Source organism: Flavobacterium urumqiense (assembly GCF_900108015.1).
Classification (GTDB): Bacteria; Bacteroidota; Bacteroidia; order Flavobacteriales; family Flavobacteriaceae; genus Flavobacterium; species Flavobacterium urumqiense.
In genome coordinates this window covers 64,638-80,734 of the sequence record NZ_FNVP01000006.1, presented here as the reverse complement: position 1 = coordinate 80,734, position 16,097 = coordinate 64,638, and the positions used below count along the sequence as shown (strand labels likewise).

14 protein-coding genes and 3 tRNA genes are annotated in these 16,097 nt (G+C 34.4%); 12 read left to right on the top strand and 5 right to left on the bottom strand.

Annotated elements, in window-relative coordinates:
• The first annotated feature begins 28 nt into the window (after positions 1 to 28).
• The 7 genes from C4S35_RS08820 to C4S35_RS08790 all read left to right on the top strand — a co-directional run bounded on the left by C4S35_RS08820 (position 29) and on the right by C4S35_RS08790 (position 7,944).
• On the top strand, positions 29 to 514 hold the full coding sequence (locus C4S35_RS08820) for an Lrp/AsnC family transcriptional regulator (protein WP_103999830.1): 486 nt from the start codon (positions 29 to 31) through the stop codon (positions 512 to 514).
• Positions 507 to 1,808, top strand: a complete 1,302-nt coding sequence (locus tag C4S35_RS08815; protein WP_103999829.1) for an aspartate aminotransferase family protein — start codon at positions 507 to 509, stop codon at positions 1,806 to 1,808. Before C4S35_RS08820 ends, C4S35_RS08815 begins: the two co-directional genes overlap by 8 nt.
• The gene (locus C4S35_RS08810) at positions 1,805 to 3,226 is read left to right on the top strand and encodes an aldehyde dehydrogenase family protein (RefSeq protein WP_103999828.1); all 1,422 of its coding nucleotides are present in this window, start codon (positions 1,805 to 1,807) and stop codon (positions 3,224 to 3,226) included. Before C4S35_RS08815 ends, C4S35_RS08810 begins: the two co-directional genes overlap by 4 nt.
• 93 nt (positions 3,227 to 3,319) lie before the next feature.
• Positions 3,320 to 3,970: a GNAT family N-acetyltransferase gene (locus C4S35_RS08805; RefSeq protein ID WP_103999827.1), complete on the top strand. Its 651-nt coding sequence runs from the start codon at positions 3,320 to 3,322 to the stop codon at positions 3,968 to 3,970.
• Between the two features lie 123 nt (positions 3,971 to 4,093).
• Positions 4,094 to 5,446 carry an NAD-dependent succinate-semialdehyde dehydrogenase gene (locus C4S35_RS08800; RefSeq protein ID WP_103999826.1) on the top strand — a complete coding sequence of 451 codons (1,353 nt, stop codon included), beginning with the start codon at positions 4,094 to 4,096 and terminating at the stop codon, positions 5,444 to 5,446.
• Between the two features lie 37 nt (positions 5,447 to 5,483).
• Positions 5,484 to 6,338, top strand: a complete 855-nt coding sequence (locus C4S35_RS08795; protein WP_103999825.1) for a TorF family putative porin — start codon at positions 5,484 to 5,486, stop codon at positions 6,336 to 6,338.
• 556 nt (positions 6,339 to 6,894) lie between these two features.
• Positions 6,895 to 7,944 (top strand): outer membrane beta-barrel protein, encoded by a 1,050-nt coding sequence (locus tag C4S35_RS08790; protein ID WP_103999824.1) that lies wholly within the window; start codon positions 6,895 to 6,897, stop codon positions 7,942 to 7,944.
• 309 nt (positions 7,945 to 8,253) lie between these two features.
• Here C4S35_RS08790 and C4S35_RS08785 read toward each other — a convergent pair whose 3' ends face one another.
• The 5 genes from C4S35_RS08785 to C4S35_RS08765 form a co-directional block, all read right to left on the bottom strand.
• Entirely contained in the window at positions 8,254 to 9,156 is a 903-nt protein-coding gene (locus C4S35_RS08785; protein WP_103999823.1) for an N-acetylmuramoyl-L-alanine amidase, read from the bottom strand.
• A 41-nt stretch (positions 9,157 to 9,197) separates the two neighbouring features.
• A complete protein-coding gene (locus tag C4S35_RS08780; RefSeq protein ID WP_103999822.1) occupies positions 9,198 to 9,668 on the bottom strand; it encodes a hypothetical protein in 471 nt (156 codons plus the stop codon).
• Between the two features lie 39 nt (positions 9,669 to 9,707).
• On the bottom strand, positions 9,708 to 11,021 hold the full coding sequence (rimO, locus tag C4S35_RS08775; RefSeq protein WP_103999821.1) for a 30S ribosomal protein S12 methylthiotransferase RimO: 1,314 nt from the start codon (positions 11,019 to 11,021) through the stop codon (positions 9,708 to 9,710).
• 216 nt (positions 11,022 to 11,237) lie between these two features.
• Positions 11,238 to 12,743: an OmpP1/FadL family transporter gene (locus tag C4S35_RS08770; protein WP_103999820.1), complete on the bottom strand. Its 1,506-nt coding sequence runs from the start codon at positions 12,741 to 12,743 to the stop codon at positions 11,238 to 11,240.
• Between the two features lie 46 nt (positions 12,744 to 12,789).
• Positions 12,790 to 13,755: a hypothetical protein gene (locus C4S35_RS08765; protein WP_103999819.1), complete on the bottom strand. Its 966-nt coding sequence runs from the start codon at positions 13,753 to 13,755 to the stop codon at positions 12,790 to 12,792.
• Positions 13,756 to 13,856: 101 nt separating this feature from the next.
• On the opposite strand from C4S35_RS08765, the gene proS reads away from it, so the two are divergent.
• From proS to rpsT, 5 genes are all read left to right on the top strand, one after another.
• On the top strand, positions 13,857 to 15,335 hold the full coding sequence (gene proS, locus C4S35_RS08760; RefSeq protein WP_103999818.1) for a proline--tRNA ligase: 1,479 nt from the start codon (positions 13,857 to 13,859) through the stop codon (positions 15,333 to 15,335).
• 77 nt (positions 15,336 to 15,412) lie between these two features.
• Positions 15,413 to 15,484, top strand: a tRNA-Glu gene (locus tag C4S35_RS08755).
• A 46-nt stretch (positions 15,485 to 15,530) separates the two neighbouring features.
• A tRNA-Glu gene (locus C4S35_RS08750) sits at positions 15,531 to 15,602 on the top strand.
• 41 nt (positions 15,603 to 15,643) lie between these two features.
• Positions 15,644 to 15,715 (top strand) — tRNA-Glu (locus tag C4S35_RS08745).
• A gap of 34 nt (positions 15,716 to 15,749) precedes the next feature.
• Positions 15,750 to 16,001 (top strand): 30S ribosomal protein S20, encoded by a 252-nt coding sequence (rpsT, locus tag C4S35_RS08740; protein ID WP_073207384.1) that lies wholly within the window; start codon positions 15,750 to 15,752, stop codon positions 15,999 to 16,001.
• Positions 16,002 to 16,097: the final 96 nt, after the last annotated feature.

Sequence of the window (16,097 nt, the reverse complement as noted above, 5' to 3'; positions counted from 1 at the left end):
CTTATAGGGTTATTTAAAAAAACAAAAGATGAGTGCATTAGATGATGAATTAGATTACCAAATATTGAAACTTCTTCAAAAAGACGGCAGGATGTCGTTTACTGAAATTTCTAAAGAAATTAATGTGGCAGTGAGTACCATTAGACACCGTTATATTAACTTAATTGAAGATGGGACTTTGCAAATTATTGGCAGGGTCGATCCTAATAAAATTGGATTTAATGCTTACGCAAGTGTTTTGATTTCGGTTAAACCAAAATCATACATGAAAACCATATTTGAGGAATTAGCAAAGTTGCCTGAAATTAGTTTTTTGGCATCAGTCTCGGGGAATTATGATATTGAAGCCAATATTATGTGTCGGGATATGGAGCATTTAAACGAATTAATAGGAGATAAAATTCATGCGATGGAAGGTGTTTTTGATACTAAAACAAATATGTATATGAAAATTTACAAATTCGCGCAACCCGATTTAGAATTAGCAAAATTATCAAGCAAGCAAAATGAATAATACAGATAAATTATACGAAAGAAGAAAAAAAAGTGTTCCAAACGCTTTAGGAATTTTTAATCCATCCAGCATTCAATCTGCAAAAGGAGCCATTATTATTGATGCTGATGGCAGAGAATTGATAGATTTTGCAGGCGGAATTGGGGTCAATAATGCGGGACACGGTGTGCCGGAAATTATTGAAGCAATCAAGAGTCAAGCAGATAAATTCATTCATGCTTCCTTCAATGTTTCCGTTTACGAACAATATTTAGACCTAACGGAAAAATTATGTGAGATTTTGCCACACGGTGAATCTACTAAAGCAATGCTGACGTTGTCTGGTGCAGAATCAGTTGAAAATGCCATTAAAATTGCTCGTGCCGTAACCGGAAAATCAGGGATTATCTGTTACGACGGTTCCTTTCACGGGCGTACAATGATGGCGATGACTTTGACATCCAACGTGAAATACAAGGAAGGTGCCGGACCTTATGCCCCTGAAGTATATCGTCTTGAATTCCCGTATTACAAACCGAGTATGAGCTCCAGAATGACCTCAGATGAGTTTGATGATTTGATGATTATGAAGTTGCATAAAACTTTTTCATCAACCGTTTCTGTAAGTCAAACTGCTGCAATTATCTTGGAGTTAGTGCAAGGTGAAGGCGGTTTTACTGTTGCTTCCAAAAAGTATGTTCAATACTTGCGTAAATTCTGTACCGAAAATAACATTTTCTTAATTTTTGATGAGGTCCAATCCGGTTTTGGTCGTACAGGAAAGTGGGCAGCTTACGAACATTATGATGTAACTCCAGATTTGTCAACTTGGGCAAAATCGATGGGAGGCGGAATGCCTATTGGTGCTGTTATTGGAAAACAAGAAATTATGGATGCCGTAAAACCCGGACTTATTGGAGGAACGTATTTGGGAAATCCATTGAGTTGTGTGGCTTCATTGGCAAGTATCAATTACATGCAAAAAAATAATATCAATGCAGCTGGCGAAAAAGTAGGCAAGATAGTTCGAGAAAAATTCAACCAATTGCAGGAAAAATATCCGAAAAACATCACTGATGTCCGTGGATTGGGAGCTATGTTGGCAATCGAATTTTTTAATCCAGAAACTAAAATGCCTGATGGTGATTCAACGAAAGCCATTGTCAATAAATGTTTAGAGAAAGGACTAATCGTGATCACTTCCGGAACGTATGGAAATTGCATCCGAATTTTAAGTCCACTATTTATAGAAGATGAAATTTTAGAAAAAGGCTTATCTATTTTGGAACAAACAATAGAAGAAATACTATCATGAGAAAGCAATATATAAATGGAGACTGGTGCGACGCAATTGATGGCGCTACTTGGGATTTGCAAAGTCCGGCTACCGAAGAAGTAATTGATAAAGTACCTTTTGGAAACGTTGCCGATTGTAATTTGGCTATTGCAGCCGCTGATGCTTCTTTCAAAGAATGGAAAAGTACAACGCCTTATTTTAGAGCTGAAATATTAAAAAAAGCAGCTAATTATATTCGGACAAACGTAGAGACTTTTGCAAAGGAAACCTCATTGGAGACAGGAAAACCAATGTTGGAATCAAGAGGAGAATGGCAAGTTTCTGCTAATCTTTTTGAATGGTTTGCTGAGGAAGGAAAAAGAAATTACGGTCGAGTAGTTCCTACAAACAGAGCCGATAAAAGAGCGATGGTTATTTATCAGCCGGTGGGAGTTGTGGGAGTGATTACGGCTTGGAATTTTCCGGCTTATAATCCTGCACGTGCTGTTGCAGCTGCTTTGGCCGCTGGTTGTTCTGTAGTTATGAGAGGTTCAGAATTTACGCCATTGTCGAGTTTTAATTTGGCTACAGCCATACACGAAGCCGGAATTCCTAAAGGAGTATTCAATTTAATCAACACAGAACCGGTTTCCACAGGAACTGAAATGATTGATAATCCTTTATTGAAAAAAATAAGCTTTACAGGAAGTACCCGAGTGGGGAAAATATTAATGGATGGTGCTTCAAAAACGGCAACTAAATTGTCTTTGGAATTAGGAGGGAATGCACCTGTGATTATCGATAAAGATGTAGATGTTGCCGTAATTGCTCCTCAAGCTTTGATTGCCAAATTGAGAAATTGCGGTCAGGTTTGTGTTTCGCCACAACGTTTTTATGTACATACAGACATTTTTGAGCAATTCATTGCTATTGTGAAGGATGATATTTCAAAATTAAAAACAGGAATTAACGGTGGTGATATCGATTTTCTGGGCCCACTTATTAACAAAAAACAACAGGAACATTCCTTGGCTATGCTTGAAAAAGCGAAAAGCGAAGGAGCAAACATTCATATTGGCGGAGAACCTGCTGAGAAAGGATTTTTTATACATCCGGCTTTGATTGAAGCGCGACAAAGTCAATCTTTTATTAAAACGGAGATGTTTGGACCATTGATGATTGTAATTCCTTTTGAAACAAAAGAACAAGTTATAGAATGGGCAAATGATACGGAATACGGCCTGGCTTCCTATGCTTTTACCAATCATATAAAAACGGCTAATTTCTATGCCGAAAATCTTGAATTTGGAATGGTGGGAATTAATGAATGGGCTCCTCAAGGAACTGAATTGCCTTTTTCAGGTTGGAAAAGCAGTGGAATAGGCCATGAGTCTGGTTCTGAAGGATTAAAAGAATACATGGAATTGAAACTAATCAGTTACGGCAATATGTCATAAAGATTTTTGATTTCAGATTGTGAATGCGTTTTTATCATCACGAGCGCGGTTGAGAGAGGTGTTCCAAATGATTATAAGATTAAATAGAAAATTATGAAAAAAGAAATTTTAGGTAAATACACGTTGCAGACGCCTATTCCGGAACATGCAAAACAGCAAGCGGAATTACAGGAAATTGTTTTTCCTACTTTGTCTGCTGAAGAATTGATTACAGAGGAAAAATATAAAAGACATTTAGAGATTTTTCCAGAAGGACAATTTATTGTTTTGGATGGTGATAATGTGATCGCTTCTTGTACGACTTTGCTTCAAAATTACCACAAAGGACATCATACTTTTTTAGAAATTTCTGATGATTTATGGTTGGGAACACACGATCCTAAGGCCGACTGGATTTATGGATTGGATGTTTCTGTTCATCCGGATTACCAAGGAAAAGGCATCGGAAGGGAAATTTATAATGCACGTCATGATGTCGCCAAAGCATTAGGTTGCAAAGGACAAATGACGGCTGGGATGCCTATAGGTTATGACAAAGTAAAAGATCAAATGACCATTGCGGAATATTGTGATAAATTGATAAAAGGTGAAATTATTGATCCAACTGTTACGGCTCAAACCAAATGTGGATTCATTCTGGTGGAACCATTGTTTGATTATTTAGATGATCCGAGAAGCGGAAATTGTTCGGTATTGATGTATTGGCCTTTGGATCCAAACACTAAATTAAGCGAGAACCATTAAAAAATTGTTCAGTTTGCAGCATTTAATCGCAGTTAAAAGCTAAACAAATTTCGATTTATTACTGAACTTAATAAGGGTGTTATCTTAATGGTTCAAAAGCAAAAACTTTAAATAAAAAATAAAATGATATTCAAATCAATAAATCCATTTTCAAGAGAAATTATCGCAGAACACGAAGTGTTGACGAACGCACAATTGAATCAGAAATTGGAATTATCAGAAATTGCTTTTAAAAATTGGCGAAATACATCTTTTCAGGAAAGAGCTGATAAAATGAAAAAACTGGCCAATATTCTGAGAGCAAAGAAGGGTGAGTTAGGTTTATTGATTACTAATGAAATGGGTAAAATTTTACCTGAAGGAATTAGTGAAGTCGAAAAATCAGCAGGAAATTGCGACTTCTATGCTGAAAATGCAGAGAAAATGCTGAAAGATGAAAAGTATGATACGCCTTTTACTAGTATGTCTGTTTATGATCCGATGGGTGCTGTTTTTGCGATTATGCCTTGGAATTACCCTTTTTGGCAAGTATTGCGTTATGCTGCGCCGGCAATTATGGCGGGGAACGTGACACTTTTAAAACATGCTCCAAACGTTATTGGCTGTGCCAAAGCAATCGAAAATGCATTTTTGGAAGCTGGTTTTCCAAAAGGTGTTTTCCAACAAATAACTATTGATATTGCGCAAGTCGAAAATGTAATCGCTTCAGATATTGTGCATGGAATTACGTTGACTGGAAGTGAAATGGCAGGTTCTTCTGTGGCTTCATTGGCTGGAAAGCATATCAAAAAATCAGTTATGGAGTTGGGAGGTTCGGATGCATTTATTGTTTTGAATGACGCCAATATTGAAAAAGCAGCCACTGTTGCGACACAGTCCAGAATGCTAAATGCAGGTCAGGCATGCATTTGTGCCAAACGTTTTATCGTTACTGAAAAAATAGCAGATGAATTTGCTGCTCTCTTTGCCCAAAAAGTAAATGCTTTACATCAAGGAAATCCGTTAGAGGACGGAATTAATATGGGACCATTGGCTCGATTGGATTTGGCCGAAAAACTAAGCCATCAATTAGAAAAATCATTACAACAAGGAGCCAAATTAGTACTAGGAGGAGAGCGAGAAAATTGCAATTTCCAACCAACATTAATTGATTTTGTGGATGCCAATAATATTGCTTTTCAAGAGGAAACGTTTGGTCCATTGGCTACAATTATTAGAGCCAAAGACGAAAACGATGCTATTGCTATTGCAAATAACCACAGATATGGTTTAGCATCGGCTATCTGGACAGAAGATCGCGAAAATGCATACAGATTAGCTAGAAAAATTGAAGCCGGAAATGTTTTTATAAACTCATTGGTACGTTCTGATTCCAGAATTCCTTTTGGAGGGACAAAAAAATCAGGGTATGGAAGAGAATTATCTGAAATAGGAATTAAAGAGTTTATGAATATGAAATCATTGATTATCGAATAATATTAAATAAAATTAACCAACCAAAAACCAACAAAATATGAAAAAAGTAGTAATGATTTTAACTTTAATGCTAACAAGTAGTTTGGCATTTGCACAAGACACACTCGTTGCTTCCCCTATTGCTGAACCGGAAGTGCAAGAACCTAAATTTACGGCAGCTGTAGATGTTGTGTATCCTTATTTATGGAGAGGGATAAAATATTATGGAGATAAAGTAGCTTTTCAGCCTTATATGGCTTATGCTTTTACAGATAAACTTAGTGTTGGAGTTTGGGCAACAACAAATTTTTCTAATGCTGCCGATGCGTACAACGAGTTTGATTGGAGTATTTCCTATCAAATATCGCCTGTGGTGAAAGTAATGTTGAGTGATTACTATTGGCCTGCTACTAAGAATAATCCAGATTGGGAAAGAAGCAGCTATTTTGATTATTCAGAGGGTTCAGCACAAAGCTTAGACCTTTCAGTATTGTTAGATTTTTCTGAAAAAGGAGTGCCATTGGATTTTCAATGGAATACGTTTATTGGAGGCGGAGATTATAAATATGATGAAAATGGGAATCCGACTACCAGAGCTTATTCTAGTTATGCTGAAATAGGATATACGTATTCAATAGATAAAGCAAGCGTTGACATAAGACCTTTTGTTGGAGCAGCAGTCATTAATGGCGGTTATTATGGAGTTGACGCCAGTGGAAAAGCGGGTTTTACTTTCTCGAATGTTGGAGTAAATATTGCAAAAGTGTTTAAAATAACAAAAAATTATAGCATTCCTGTTTTTGTTAGATATACAAATAATGACTACGGAGTTCAAGAATTTGATGAGAATGATAATCTGATCAAAACGGAGAGAAATTTCTTTTCAGCCGGTATGACTTTTACTATCAAGTAAATTTTTAATAAAATTGTTGAAACTGCCAAATTACTGTTTAGTATTTTGGCAGTTTTTTTGTTTTATCGATTAATCTTAATTTACTATTTTTTTAAAATCAATCCTTATTTATTTTTTATAAATTATATGTAATATGGTTTATGTGCTTTTGTATGGGGGGTATTGATTAAATATTTATTAAAAAATATTAAAAAAGTAGCATTTAAAATTTATTTTTTGTTTTTATATTGAAAAAAGTAGGGGTATTATTTGTATTGTTGATTATTGATTTTTCGAATTTAATAATTATAAATATGAAATATTCATTATTTAATCATGATTTTTTGTTATTAATAATTCTTCACTAAAATAGCCAAAAAAGTAATTTTTAATTATCTGCATAAGATAAAAGTCAATAAATTCGCCATATAAATTGGAGTTTAGTCCTTAAAAAAACTGAGAATTAAAGGTTAGTTTTTTGTGGTTTAGTTACTGTAAAGTGCCAATTTAGTATAATTATTACCCTATTTTAAGAAAGTAATAACCAACCAGATTAATAACTAAAACTAAATTAATCATGAAAAAATCATTAACCATTTTAATAATTTTACTAACGACAGTCGTAACATTTGCACAAGACACACCGGCGCAAGCGACTACTTTTGGAGGATCGGCTGATATGTATTATAAATATGATTTTGATAACTTACCCGGAAACGGAAAAACGAGTTTTACTAATTCTCACAACTCTTTTGAGTTAGGGATGGTTTCTATTGAGGCTTCTCATAAAATGGGAAAGGCAGCTATTTTTGTGGATTTGGGATTTGGAAACAGAGCCAAAGAGTTTACATATAATGACAATACAAATTCATTTATGATAAAGCAATTAAATTTCACTTATGAAATTTCAGATAAATTTAAAGTTATTGCAGGTAGTTTTGCTACTCATTTAGGGTATGAATTATTGGATGCTGTCGATAATAAAAACTATAGCATGTCTTATGCTTTTACCAATGGACCTTTTTTTAATACTGGTGTAAAAGCGCAGTATACTTTGGGTAAAGTAAGTTTTATGGCTGGGGTAACTAATCCTACAGATTTTAAAACGGCTATTGAAGCCGGTTCAGTTCAAAAAACTTTCATCGGGCAAGTTGCTTATGTTGGGGATTCAGGGAGTGTATATTTTAATGCAACTTCTGGTAGCTCAAATCCTGCAACTAGTGTAAACAAAACACAATTTGATGTAGTAGCTTCTAAAAAGATTTCTAATAAATTCTCATTAGGATTTAATGGAACTTATGCTTTAATAAGTGATGATATAACTAGCGTGAATGACGAAAAATGGTTTGCTTTAATTGGATATGCTACTTATGCTCCAAAAAGTAATCTTAATTTAGCATACAGATTGGAATATTTTGATGCATCGGATGCTGTTGTAACACTTTCTGCTTTAGGTGGATCTAGTATCGTAGGAAACACACTTTCGTTGAACTACAAAGTTGGAAATTTAACAATCATTCCTGAGGCTAGAATTGACCTTTCATCAAAAAATGTATTTATGGCTAGCAATTCAAGCCCGTCAAGTTCTAACGCTTATGTTTTGTTAGGAACAACTTACAGTTTTTAATCAAATCAGAGAAGGCAATATTTTTTTTTGCTGTCAAGATACTTTTTAAGTATTTTGGCAGCTTTTTTTATTGAAACAACTTAATCAAGGTGTTTTATAAGAGTAATTTGGTTGCGTGTAATGTCAAATTAATCTTTTATAAAATGATTATTATACACAGTAGTTTAGGATCTTGTTGATGTTTAATAGTCTCAATGTAGTGATTTGGACTGCGTAAAATATCCTGAATTAAGAACAATAATAAACAAAAAATCGGCTTTTTGAATTTATCAAAAAGCCGATGGACTGTATTTATTTGAAACTAATAAATTATTGTTTCTTATAAATCGAGTAAATTATATTTTTAGTGTTATCATCTACTATATCATTGACGGCGGACTGAATATAATGCAATTTAAAAGCCATAATAGCTGAAGAAAGATTTTTTGTATCATATCCTATAATTCGTAATCCCTGTTCAATATTAAAGTCTAAAGGAGCAGTTTCTAATATTTCATCAGACCAAATACCAAAGCCATTTTCAGCTAAAATTTTCCATGGAAATAATGCACTTGGGTCTTTTTTTCTGGTAGGTGCAATATCAGAATGTCCAATAATATTTTGAGCTGGAATGTTGTAGTCTTTTTTTAATTTAGTTAAAAGTGCCAACAAGCTATTAATTTGAGTGTCTGAAAAAACTTCGGTACCATTGTTATCAAGCTCAATTCCTATAGATGCCGAATTGATGTCGGTATTTTTGCCCCAAGATCCAGTTCCCCCGTGCCATGCTCTTAAATAATCATTCAGCATTTGTACTACTCTACCATCATCACCAATTACATAGTGAGCGCTGACCTGAGTATTTGCTAAAGTGAATGTTTTAATAGTTTGTTGTAAAGAATCTTGTGCTGTATGATGAATGATAATAAAATTAGGTTTCCTTAAATTAAAATTTACCGTACTAACCCATTCTGTGTTTACACCATTTTTCAAAATGGTAAGTCCGGTTCTTGAAATCGAATCTTTGACATTATGCAATTGATTGGTAAATAAAGTATCAATTGTGATTTTATAATTATTGACCAATGGTAAAGAAACTGATCCCTTACTTGAAATGGTTTCTTTTAATGCATTGAGTTTTGTATCATATATTTTCTCGCTCGCTTTGTACGGATTTGTTGAACAAGAAATAATGATTAAAGTTAAAATAAGGTAATAAAAAGAATTCCTCATGCTTATATTTACGGTTACATTTTTTTAGTTCCAAAAAAGTGTTATCTATTTTTTTTGGACTTTTTTGGATTTTTACTTTCATCTGAAAAGATTTTATACTTTTCCTTTTGATCGTCATTTAATAATTCAATAACTTTACTTTCTGTATTTTCTGAAAGTATTTGAAGCTCTTTCATTTGACCACTTTGGTTTGCTTCTTGTTTCAAAATAACACCTTGTCTTTTGATGCTCTCTAATAGGATATTAGAGATTGCAATTTCCTGAAGCTCGTCTAAGGACACTGCCGGTTTTAATTTAAGCATTATTTTGCTTATCGTTTCTTCGGCTGATATCTCTTTTGGTTTATCCTGACCTCTATCTTGACTCATTCCATTATTCATTCGGCCATTATTGCCATAGCCATTACCTCCGTAACCGCCTCCTCCATATCCATTGTTTCCGTATTGAGCAGAAACAGTTTGAATTGATAATAACACAAAAACACTTATTGCTAACGATTGAACTATTTTCATATTGAATATTTTATAAGGGTTGGAATGGATAATAAAAATCTAAACGGGCTCGCCGTACAAATCAAATTCAGTTGCTTCGATAATTTTTATCATTACGAACTCTCCTGTTTTTACATAATGTTTGGAGGCATCAATAAGTACTTCATTATCAACGTCTGGACTGTCAAATTCAGTTCGGCCTACAAAATGTCCACCTTCTTTTCTGTCAACAATGCATTTAAATATCTGACCTACTTTTTCTTGGTTTAAATCCCAGGAAATTTGAGATTGCAATTCCATTATTTCGTTGGCTCGTTCTTGTTTTACGGTATCAGGAACATCATCTTCCAGTAAATAAGCATGTGTGTTTTCTTCATGAGAATACGCAAAACAACCCATTCTGTCAAATTTCATTTCTTGAACGAAATCTTTTAAAATATTAAAATCTTCTTGCGTTTCTCCAGGATATCCCACAATCAAAGTTGTACGAATTGCCATCCCGGGAACTGCTTCACGGAAATTTTTCAATAATTTTGTTGTTTTTGCCTGAGTTGTTCCTCTTCTCATCGACTTCAAAATTGAATCTGAAATATGTTGTAACGGAATATCAATATAGTTACAAATCTTAGGTTCGCGTTTCATGATTTCTAAAACATCCATAGGAAAGCCAGTAGGGAAGGCGTAATGCAAACGAATCCATTCGATTCCTTCCACTTTTACTAATGCTTCCAGCAATTCGCCAAGATTTCTCTTTTTGTAAAGATCAAGACCGTAATAAGTCAAATCCTGAGCAATCAATATTAGTTCTTTAACTCCGTTTTTAGCTAAACCTTCTGCTTCCTTTACTAATTTTTCAATGGTTTGAGAAATATTTTTTCCTCGCATTAATGGAATCGCACAAAAACTGCACGGTCTGTCACAACCTTCAGAAATTTTTAAATACGCGTAATTTTTTGGAGTTGTTGTTAAACGTTCTCCTAATAATTCATGTTTATAATCAGCTCCTAAAGCTTTCAATAATTGTGGTAATTCTGTAGTACCAAAAAATTGATCCACATTAGGAATTTCTTTTTCTAAATCAGGTCTGTAACGTTCTGAAAGGCATCCGGTAACGAAAACCTTATCTACTAAACCTCTTTCTTTTTTGTCTGCATATTCTAAAATCATATTTACTGATTCTGCCTTAGCATTATCGATAAATCCACAAGTATTTATTACAATAATGTTTCCTTCACTTTCGGCTGGCGCTTCATGTTCAACATCTTTTCCGCTGGCACGGAGTTGACCCATAAGAACTTCACTGTCATATACATTTTTTGAACACCCAAGAGTGATCACATTGATTTTATTCTTTTTTAAGGACTTCGTTCTCATAGTATTATACTCCCGATAATTTGGGAAGTTTGCAAAATTACGATTTTTTATTCAAACTGAACTTGTTTCAGTTTCTTTTCAAATTTTTATGGAGCTATTCCTGCTATCCGTTGCAATCTCCCGAAAAAAAAATCGGGAGGATTTCCACTTTTATCAGGGCTAAAAAAAAATCCGTTCCATGATAACGAAACGGATTTTCTATAGTATTTTTAGAAATTACAATTCAAATAATAAAGTCAAAGAAATATTGTTATTGCTAGTTTTTATATTTGCACCATCTGTGAATCCCTGATTAAAGAAAGCTTGGTGCGAATTTCTTTCCGCAGTTGAATAAGCCAAATCTACTTTGGTTGAACCAAAATTATAACCCAAACCTCCTGAATAACCAGTTAAGTCACCAACAGTGGTTTTGTTTTTATAAGGACTTTGTTCGTAACGGTATCCTGCTCGTAAACTCAATTTCTCAATTTTATATTCGGCACCTACTCTTACTTCGTTAGTTTTATCTAAAACAGAATTCATATAGCTGTTTACATCACTGAAATAGGAATCGTTTTCAGGTTTAAATTTGGTGTTGCTGTAGTCTTTCATCGCATAATCAATGCTTATTAATCCAGATTTTCCAAAAACATAAGCAAAACTTCCTGTCAGTTTACTGGGTGTTTGTAACTTGTATGGATTATACAGATTGGTGACTTGAGGATCTACAACATCATTTGTATCAGTTTGATTTGCTGCACTGCTTACAGCAACTAGTTTTTGAGAAAATTCATCACTCAAATGATACCAAGTTGATGATTCATAAGCCAGACCTAAGCGAATTTCGTCAGTAACTTTTGCAATAGCACCCAATTGAAATGAAAAACCAGTTCCGTAAGTGTACAATTCATTATCAAAACGCAATCTTGTTACTGTATAATTAGTAGTCAATGGAGCGCTATTGTCTTCATAAAAACTCGTCGATTGTCTGTAATCTGTAAAATGAGAGTTTAGGTTCAATCCTATATATAATATGTCTTTGAAAGAAGTAGCGGCATTAAAAGATAATTTTCCGTTGTATCCGTTTGTTAGTACCGTATTTTCCTGATAATAATTTCCTCCAGCAGGAACATTTGTTGTGTATTGGGTGTTGTTGTTATTATTAGGATCAACTGGATTGATGATGTATCCTTGATATCCTAAATACCCTTGTTGTGCTCCGTTATCTAAATTTCTATAACTAGAATCTCTTAGTTCACTTAATGGTATTCCATCGGCATAACTCAAAAAATAGCTATCAACTGAGTTGGTTGGATTAGTTCCACTCGAAAACAATGAATTATTGTAATTGTTTATATTGTCATAATTCACCGCCAATGAAAACTTTTTCCAATTGCTGTTTGAGTTTCCATTTTTAAAAACAAAAACACCCCCTGCTTGATTTAAATCAAAGGAGTTGTCTTTCTCTGTATTTGTTGTGCCAAAATAATTTGAATTATTTTTTGTATTGTAGCTACTTAAAGTTACCGCTATTTGATTATTTGAAAAAACCGCTGAACCAGCTGGATTTATATTCAAAGAGGATAAATCGCCGCCAAGAGCTCCGAAAGCACCTCCCATAGCTCTAAAGCGTGCAGTGCCATTCAAGTTATCTTGTGCGTACCGCATGGCATCCGTTATCTCTTGTGATTGAGCTGCACTAAAAGTGAAGCCAGTTAGTAATAGGAATAAAATTTTTTTCATTTTATATCAGCTTAAATTTAGTTTTTTATTCAATTTAAAGTAAAGATTATCTTCTTCTTCCTCCGCCTCCGGATGATCTTCCACCATCACTGCTGCTGCCAGAGTTTGAACTGGGGCTATACGATCTTGATGATGAATTAGCGTTGCTTCTAGGGCTTGGCGTGTAAGTTCTTGTATTATTATTATCACTACGAGAGTTTGTCGTATTAGCTCTTCTGGCGGGCGTGTAGCTCGAGTTGTTTTGATTTTGGTATTGATTTCTACTAAAGGTAGGACTTGTTGTAGTGTTGTTATAAGTAGAGTTTCTATAGTTTCCTCCTCTAGTACCGTTAACTTGGTTTTGAGAATAGTCATTTGAACTTCTATTATTACTATAGTTTCGGGTGCTGTTTATATTGTTCGAATAATTAGAGCCTCTCCTGCTCGGGTTATAAGAATAATTGTTGTTATTGTAGTAACCGTAATTTGAATACCCATAATAAGGATAATTCCATCCATAATTTTGGTATCCCCATCCATAATTTTGGTTTCCCCATCCATAATTTGGATATCCCCATCCGTAACCAAAATATCCATAATAGTTAGGATATCCAAATCCGTAATTATAGTCTCCCCATCCATAAGAAGGATACCCCCATCCCATTCCTACTGATAGACTCCATTGGTTTGGATATATATTTATGTCCGCTTTTTGGTAATTACTTCCCCAGTCACCATAACTGGAACTATTTTGTTGGTCGTTTTGATTTGAGTCATTGTAATTATCAACATCAGTGAAAATTTGAGTTGACTGATTGTCGTTTTGCAAAGAACTAAAATAATCCTTGTACCGATTATTTGCGCCAACTTGAGGTTCTCTTTGAATGTTTTCACTCTCTGTAGTTCCATATATTCCGTCTCTATCGTAATAAGAACTGTTTTGATAGGAGCCACAAGAGGACAACAGAATGCTCAAAAACCCAACAATATAATAAATTGATGTATTTCTGAAGGAAAAAGTACTAGTTTTCATATCTATGGGGTTTTTTATTGTTGGACAATACAAAAATAGTTAGTTTTGCGGAACTATTTAGTTAAAATAATTAAAACAAAATTTGTGCCAAACTATTCAATATGAGTAAGAACTTAACTACAAGATCAGAAGATTATTCAAAATGGTATAACGAACTGGTTGTCAAGGCTGATCTAGCCGAAAATTCAGGTGTAAGAGGTTGTATGGTAATCAAGCCTTACGGTTATGCAATTTGGGAAAAAATGCAAGCGGAGTTGGATCGAATGTTTAAAGAAACAGGTCATCAAAACGCCTATTTTCCTTTATTTGTTCCAAAAAGCATGTTTGAAGCAGAAGAGAAAAATGCAGAGGGATTTGCAAAAGAATGTGCAATTGTTACTCATTATAGATTGAAAAATGACCCTGATAGACCAGGGAAGCTTATGGTTGATCCTAATGCGAAGCTGGAAGAAGAATTAATCGTTCGTCCAACGAGTGAAGCTATTATTTGGTCAACATACAAAGGATGGGTTCAGTCTTATAGAGATTTACCGTTGTTAATTAACCAATGGGCAAATGTTGTTCGATGGGAAATGAGAACCAGATTATTTTTACGTACTGCTGAATTTTTGTGGCAAGAAGGGCACACAGCTCATGCTACAAAAGCAGAGGCTGTTGAAGAATCTGAAAAAATGATGAATGTTTATGCTGATTTTGCCGAGAATTTCATGGCAATTCCGGTTATAAAGGGAATAAAAACGGAAACAGAGCGTTTTGCAGGAGCTGAAGAGACCTATTGTATCGAAGCCTTAATGCAGGACGGAAAAGCATTGCAGGCTGGAACATCTCATTTTTTAGGCCAGAACTTTGCAAAAGCATTTGATGTTAAATTTGCTAATGCCGAAGGAAAGCAAGAACATGTTTGGGGAACTTCTTGGGGCGTTTCAACTCGTTTGATGGGCGCTTTAGTAATGACGCATTCTGATGATCAAGGGTTGGTTTTACCTCCTAATTTGGCGCCGATTCAAGTGGTAGTGGTTCCTATATATAAAACAGACGAACAACTAGAAGCCATAACGGCCGAAGTAGAGGTTTTGGTAAAAGCATTTAAGAAATTGAATATTTCTGTGAAATACGACAATAGAACAACTCAAAAACCAGGTTTTAAATTTGCAGAATGGGAATTAAAAGGTGTTCCTGTTAGAATTGCGGTAGGTCCTAAAGATTTAGAAAATGGAACTTTTGAAGTTGCACGAAGAGATACATTATCAAAAGAAATTATTTCAAAAGAAGGAATTACGACTTATATCAGCGATTTGTTAGAACAAATTCAAAAAGAATTGTTCGAAAAAGCATTGAATTATCGAAATACGCATATTACTGAAGTAAATAGTTTTGATGAATTTAAACAAGTTTTGGACACTAAAGGAGGCTTTGTATCAGCTCATTGGGATGGAACTGCAGCTACTGAAGAGAAGATTAAAGACTTGACTAAAGCGACCATCAGATGTATTCCTTTAGACAGAGTAGAAGAGGTGGGAAGCTGTGTGTTTACTGGTGGTGAGTCCATAGGAAGAGTGTTGTTTGCGAAGGCATATTAAAAAAAAATAAATTTTTTCGCGTCTACTATTGTACGTTTCAAAAATAGTTGTATTTTTGCATCCGCATTAGAGAAGCAGGCCCGTTCGTCTATCGGTTAGGACGCATGGTTTTCATCCATGTAAGAGCGGTTCGATTCCGCTACGGGCTACTATTTTTTTGCATGTTATAGTTATCCTGAACTTAGAAGGAAAAATGGCCCGTTCGTCTATCGGTTAGGACGCATGGTTTTCATCCATGTAAGAGCGGTTCGATTCCGCTACGGGCTACAAATTCAATTGTAGTAGATTGAAATAACTTAGGAGGATAAGGTCCGTTCGTCTAGGGGTTAGGACGCCAAGATTTCGTCTTGGTAACAGGGGTTCGATTCCCTTACGGACTACAAAAAAAATAGTAAAAGATAAAAAAGCAATAAAATGGCAAATCATAAATCAGCTCTAAAAAGAATTAGAAGTAACGAAAAGAGAAGAGTATTAAACAGATACCAACACAAAACTACTCGTAATGCAATTAAAGCATTAAGAATAGCAACTGATAAAGTAGATGCTACTTCTAAATTGTCAAATGTAATATCTATGATTGATAAATTAGCTAAGAAAAATATCATTCATGATAACAAAGCTTCTAATTTAAAATCTAAATTAACGAAACACGTTGCTAAATTGTAATTAATATAATTTATCTACATATAAAGAAAGCTCCCATATATTGGGAGCTTTTTTTATACAGTGTTTTTATTAAATTTTATTTTTTAGGTAACACTG

Coding starts and splice junctions, on each gene's coding strand:
- C4S35_RS08780 (WP_103999822.1), bottom strand. CDS start 9,668: ATGAAAATAGTTCAATCGTTAGCAATAAGTGTTTTTGTGTTATTATCA.
- C4S35_RS08800 (WP_103999826.1), top strand. CDS start 4,094: ATGATATTCAAATCAATAAATCCATTTTCAAGAGAAATTATCGCAGAA.
- C4S35_RS08820 (WP_103999830.1), top strand. CDS start 29: ATGAGTGCATTAGATGATGAATTAGATTACCAAATATTGAAACTTCTT.
- C4S35_RS08785 (WP_103999823.1), bottom strand. CDS start 9,156: ATGAGGAATTCTTTTTATTACCTTATTTTAACTTTAATCATTATTTCT.
- C4S35_RS08765 (WP_103999819.1), bottom strand. CDS start 13,755: ATGAAAACTAGTACTTTTTCCTTCAGAAATACATCAATTTATTATATT.
- C4S35_RS08815 (WP_103999829.1), top strand. CDS start 507: ATGAATAATACAGATAAATTATACGAAAGAAGAAAAAAAAGTGTTCCA.
- C4S35_RS08795 (WP_103999825.1), top strand. CDS start 5,484: ATGAAAAAAGTAGTAATGATTTTAACTTTAATGCTAACAAGTAGTTTG.
- proS (WP_103999818.1), top strand. CDS start 13,857: ATGAGTAAGAACTTAACTACAAGATCAGAAGATTATTCAAAATGGTAT.
- rpsT (WP_073207384.1), top strand. CDS start 15,750: ATGGCAAATCATAAATCAGCTCTAAAAAGAATTAGAAGTAACGAAAAG.
- C4S35_RS08770 (WP_103999820.1), bottom strand. CDS start 12,743: ATGAAAAAAATTTTATTCCTATTACTAACTGGCTTCACTTTTAGTGCA.
- C4S35_RS08810 (WP_103999828.1), top strand. CDS start 1,805: ATGAGAAAGCAATATATAAATGGAGACTGGTGCGACGCAATTGATGGC.
- rimO (WP_103999821.1), bottom strand. CDS start 11,021: ATGAGAACGAAGTCCTTAAAAAAGAATAAAATCAATGTGATCACTCTT.
- C4S35_RS08805 (WP_103999827.1), top strand. CDS start 3,320: ATGAAAAAAGAAATTTTAGGTAAATACACGTTGCAGACGCCTATTCCG.
- C4S35_RS08790 (WP_103999824.1), top strand. CDS start 6,895: ATGAAAAAATCATTAACCATTTTAATAATTTTACTAACGACAGTCGTA.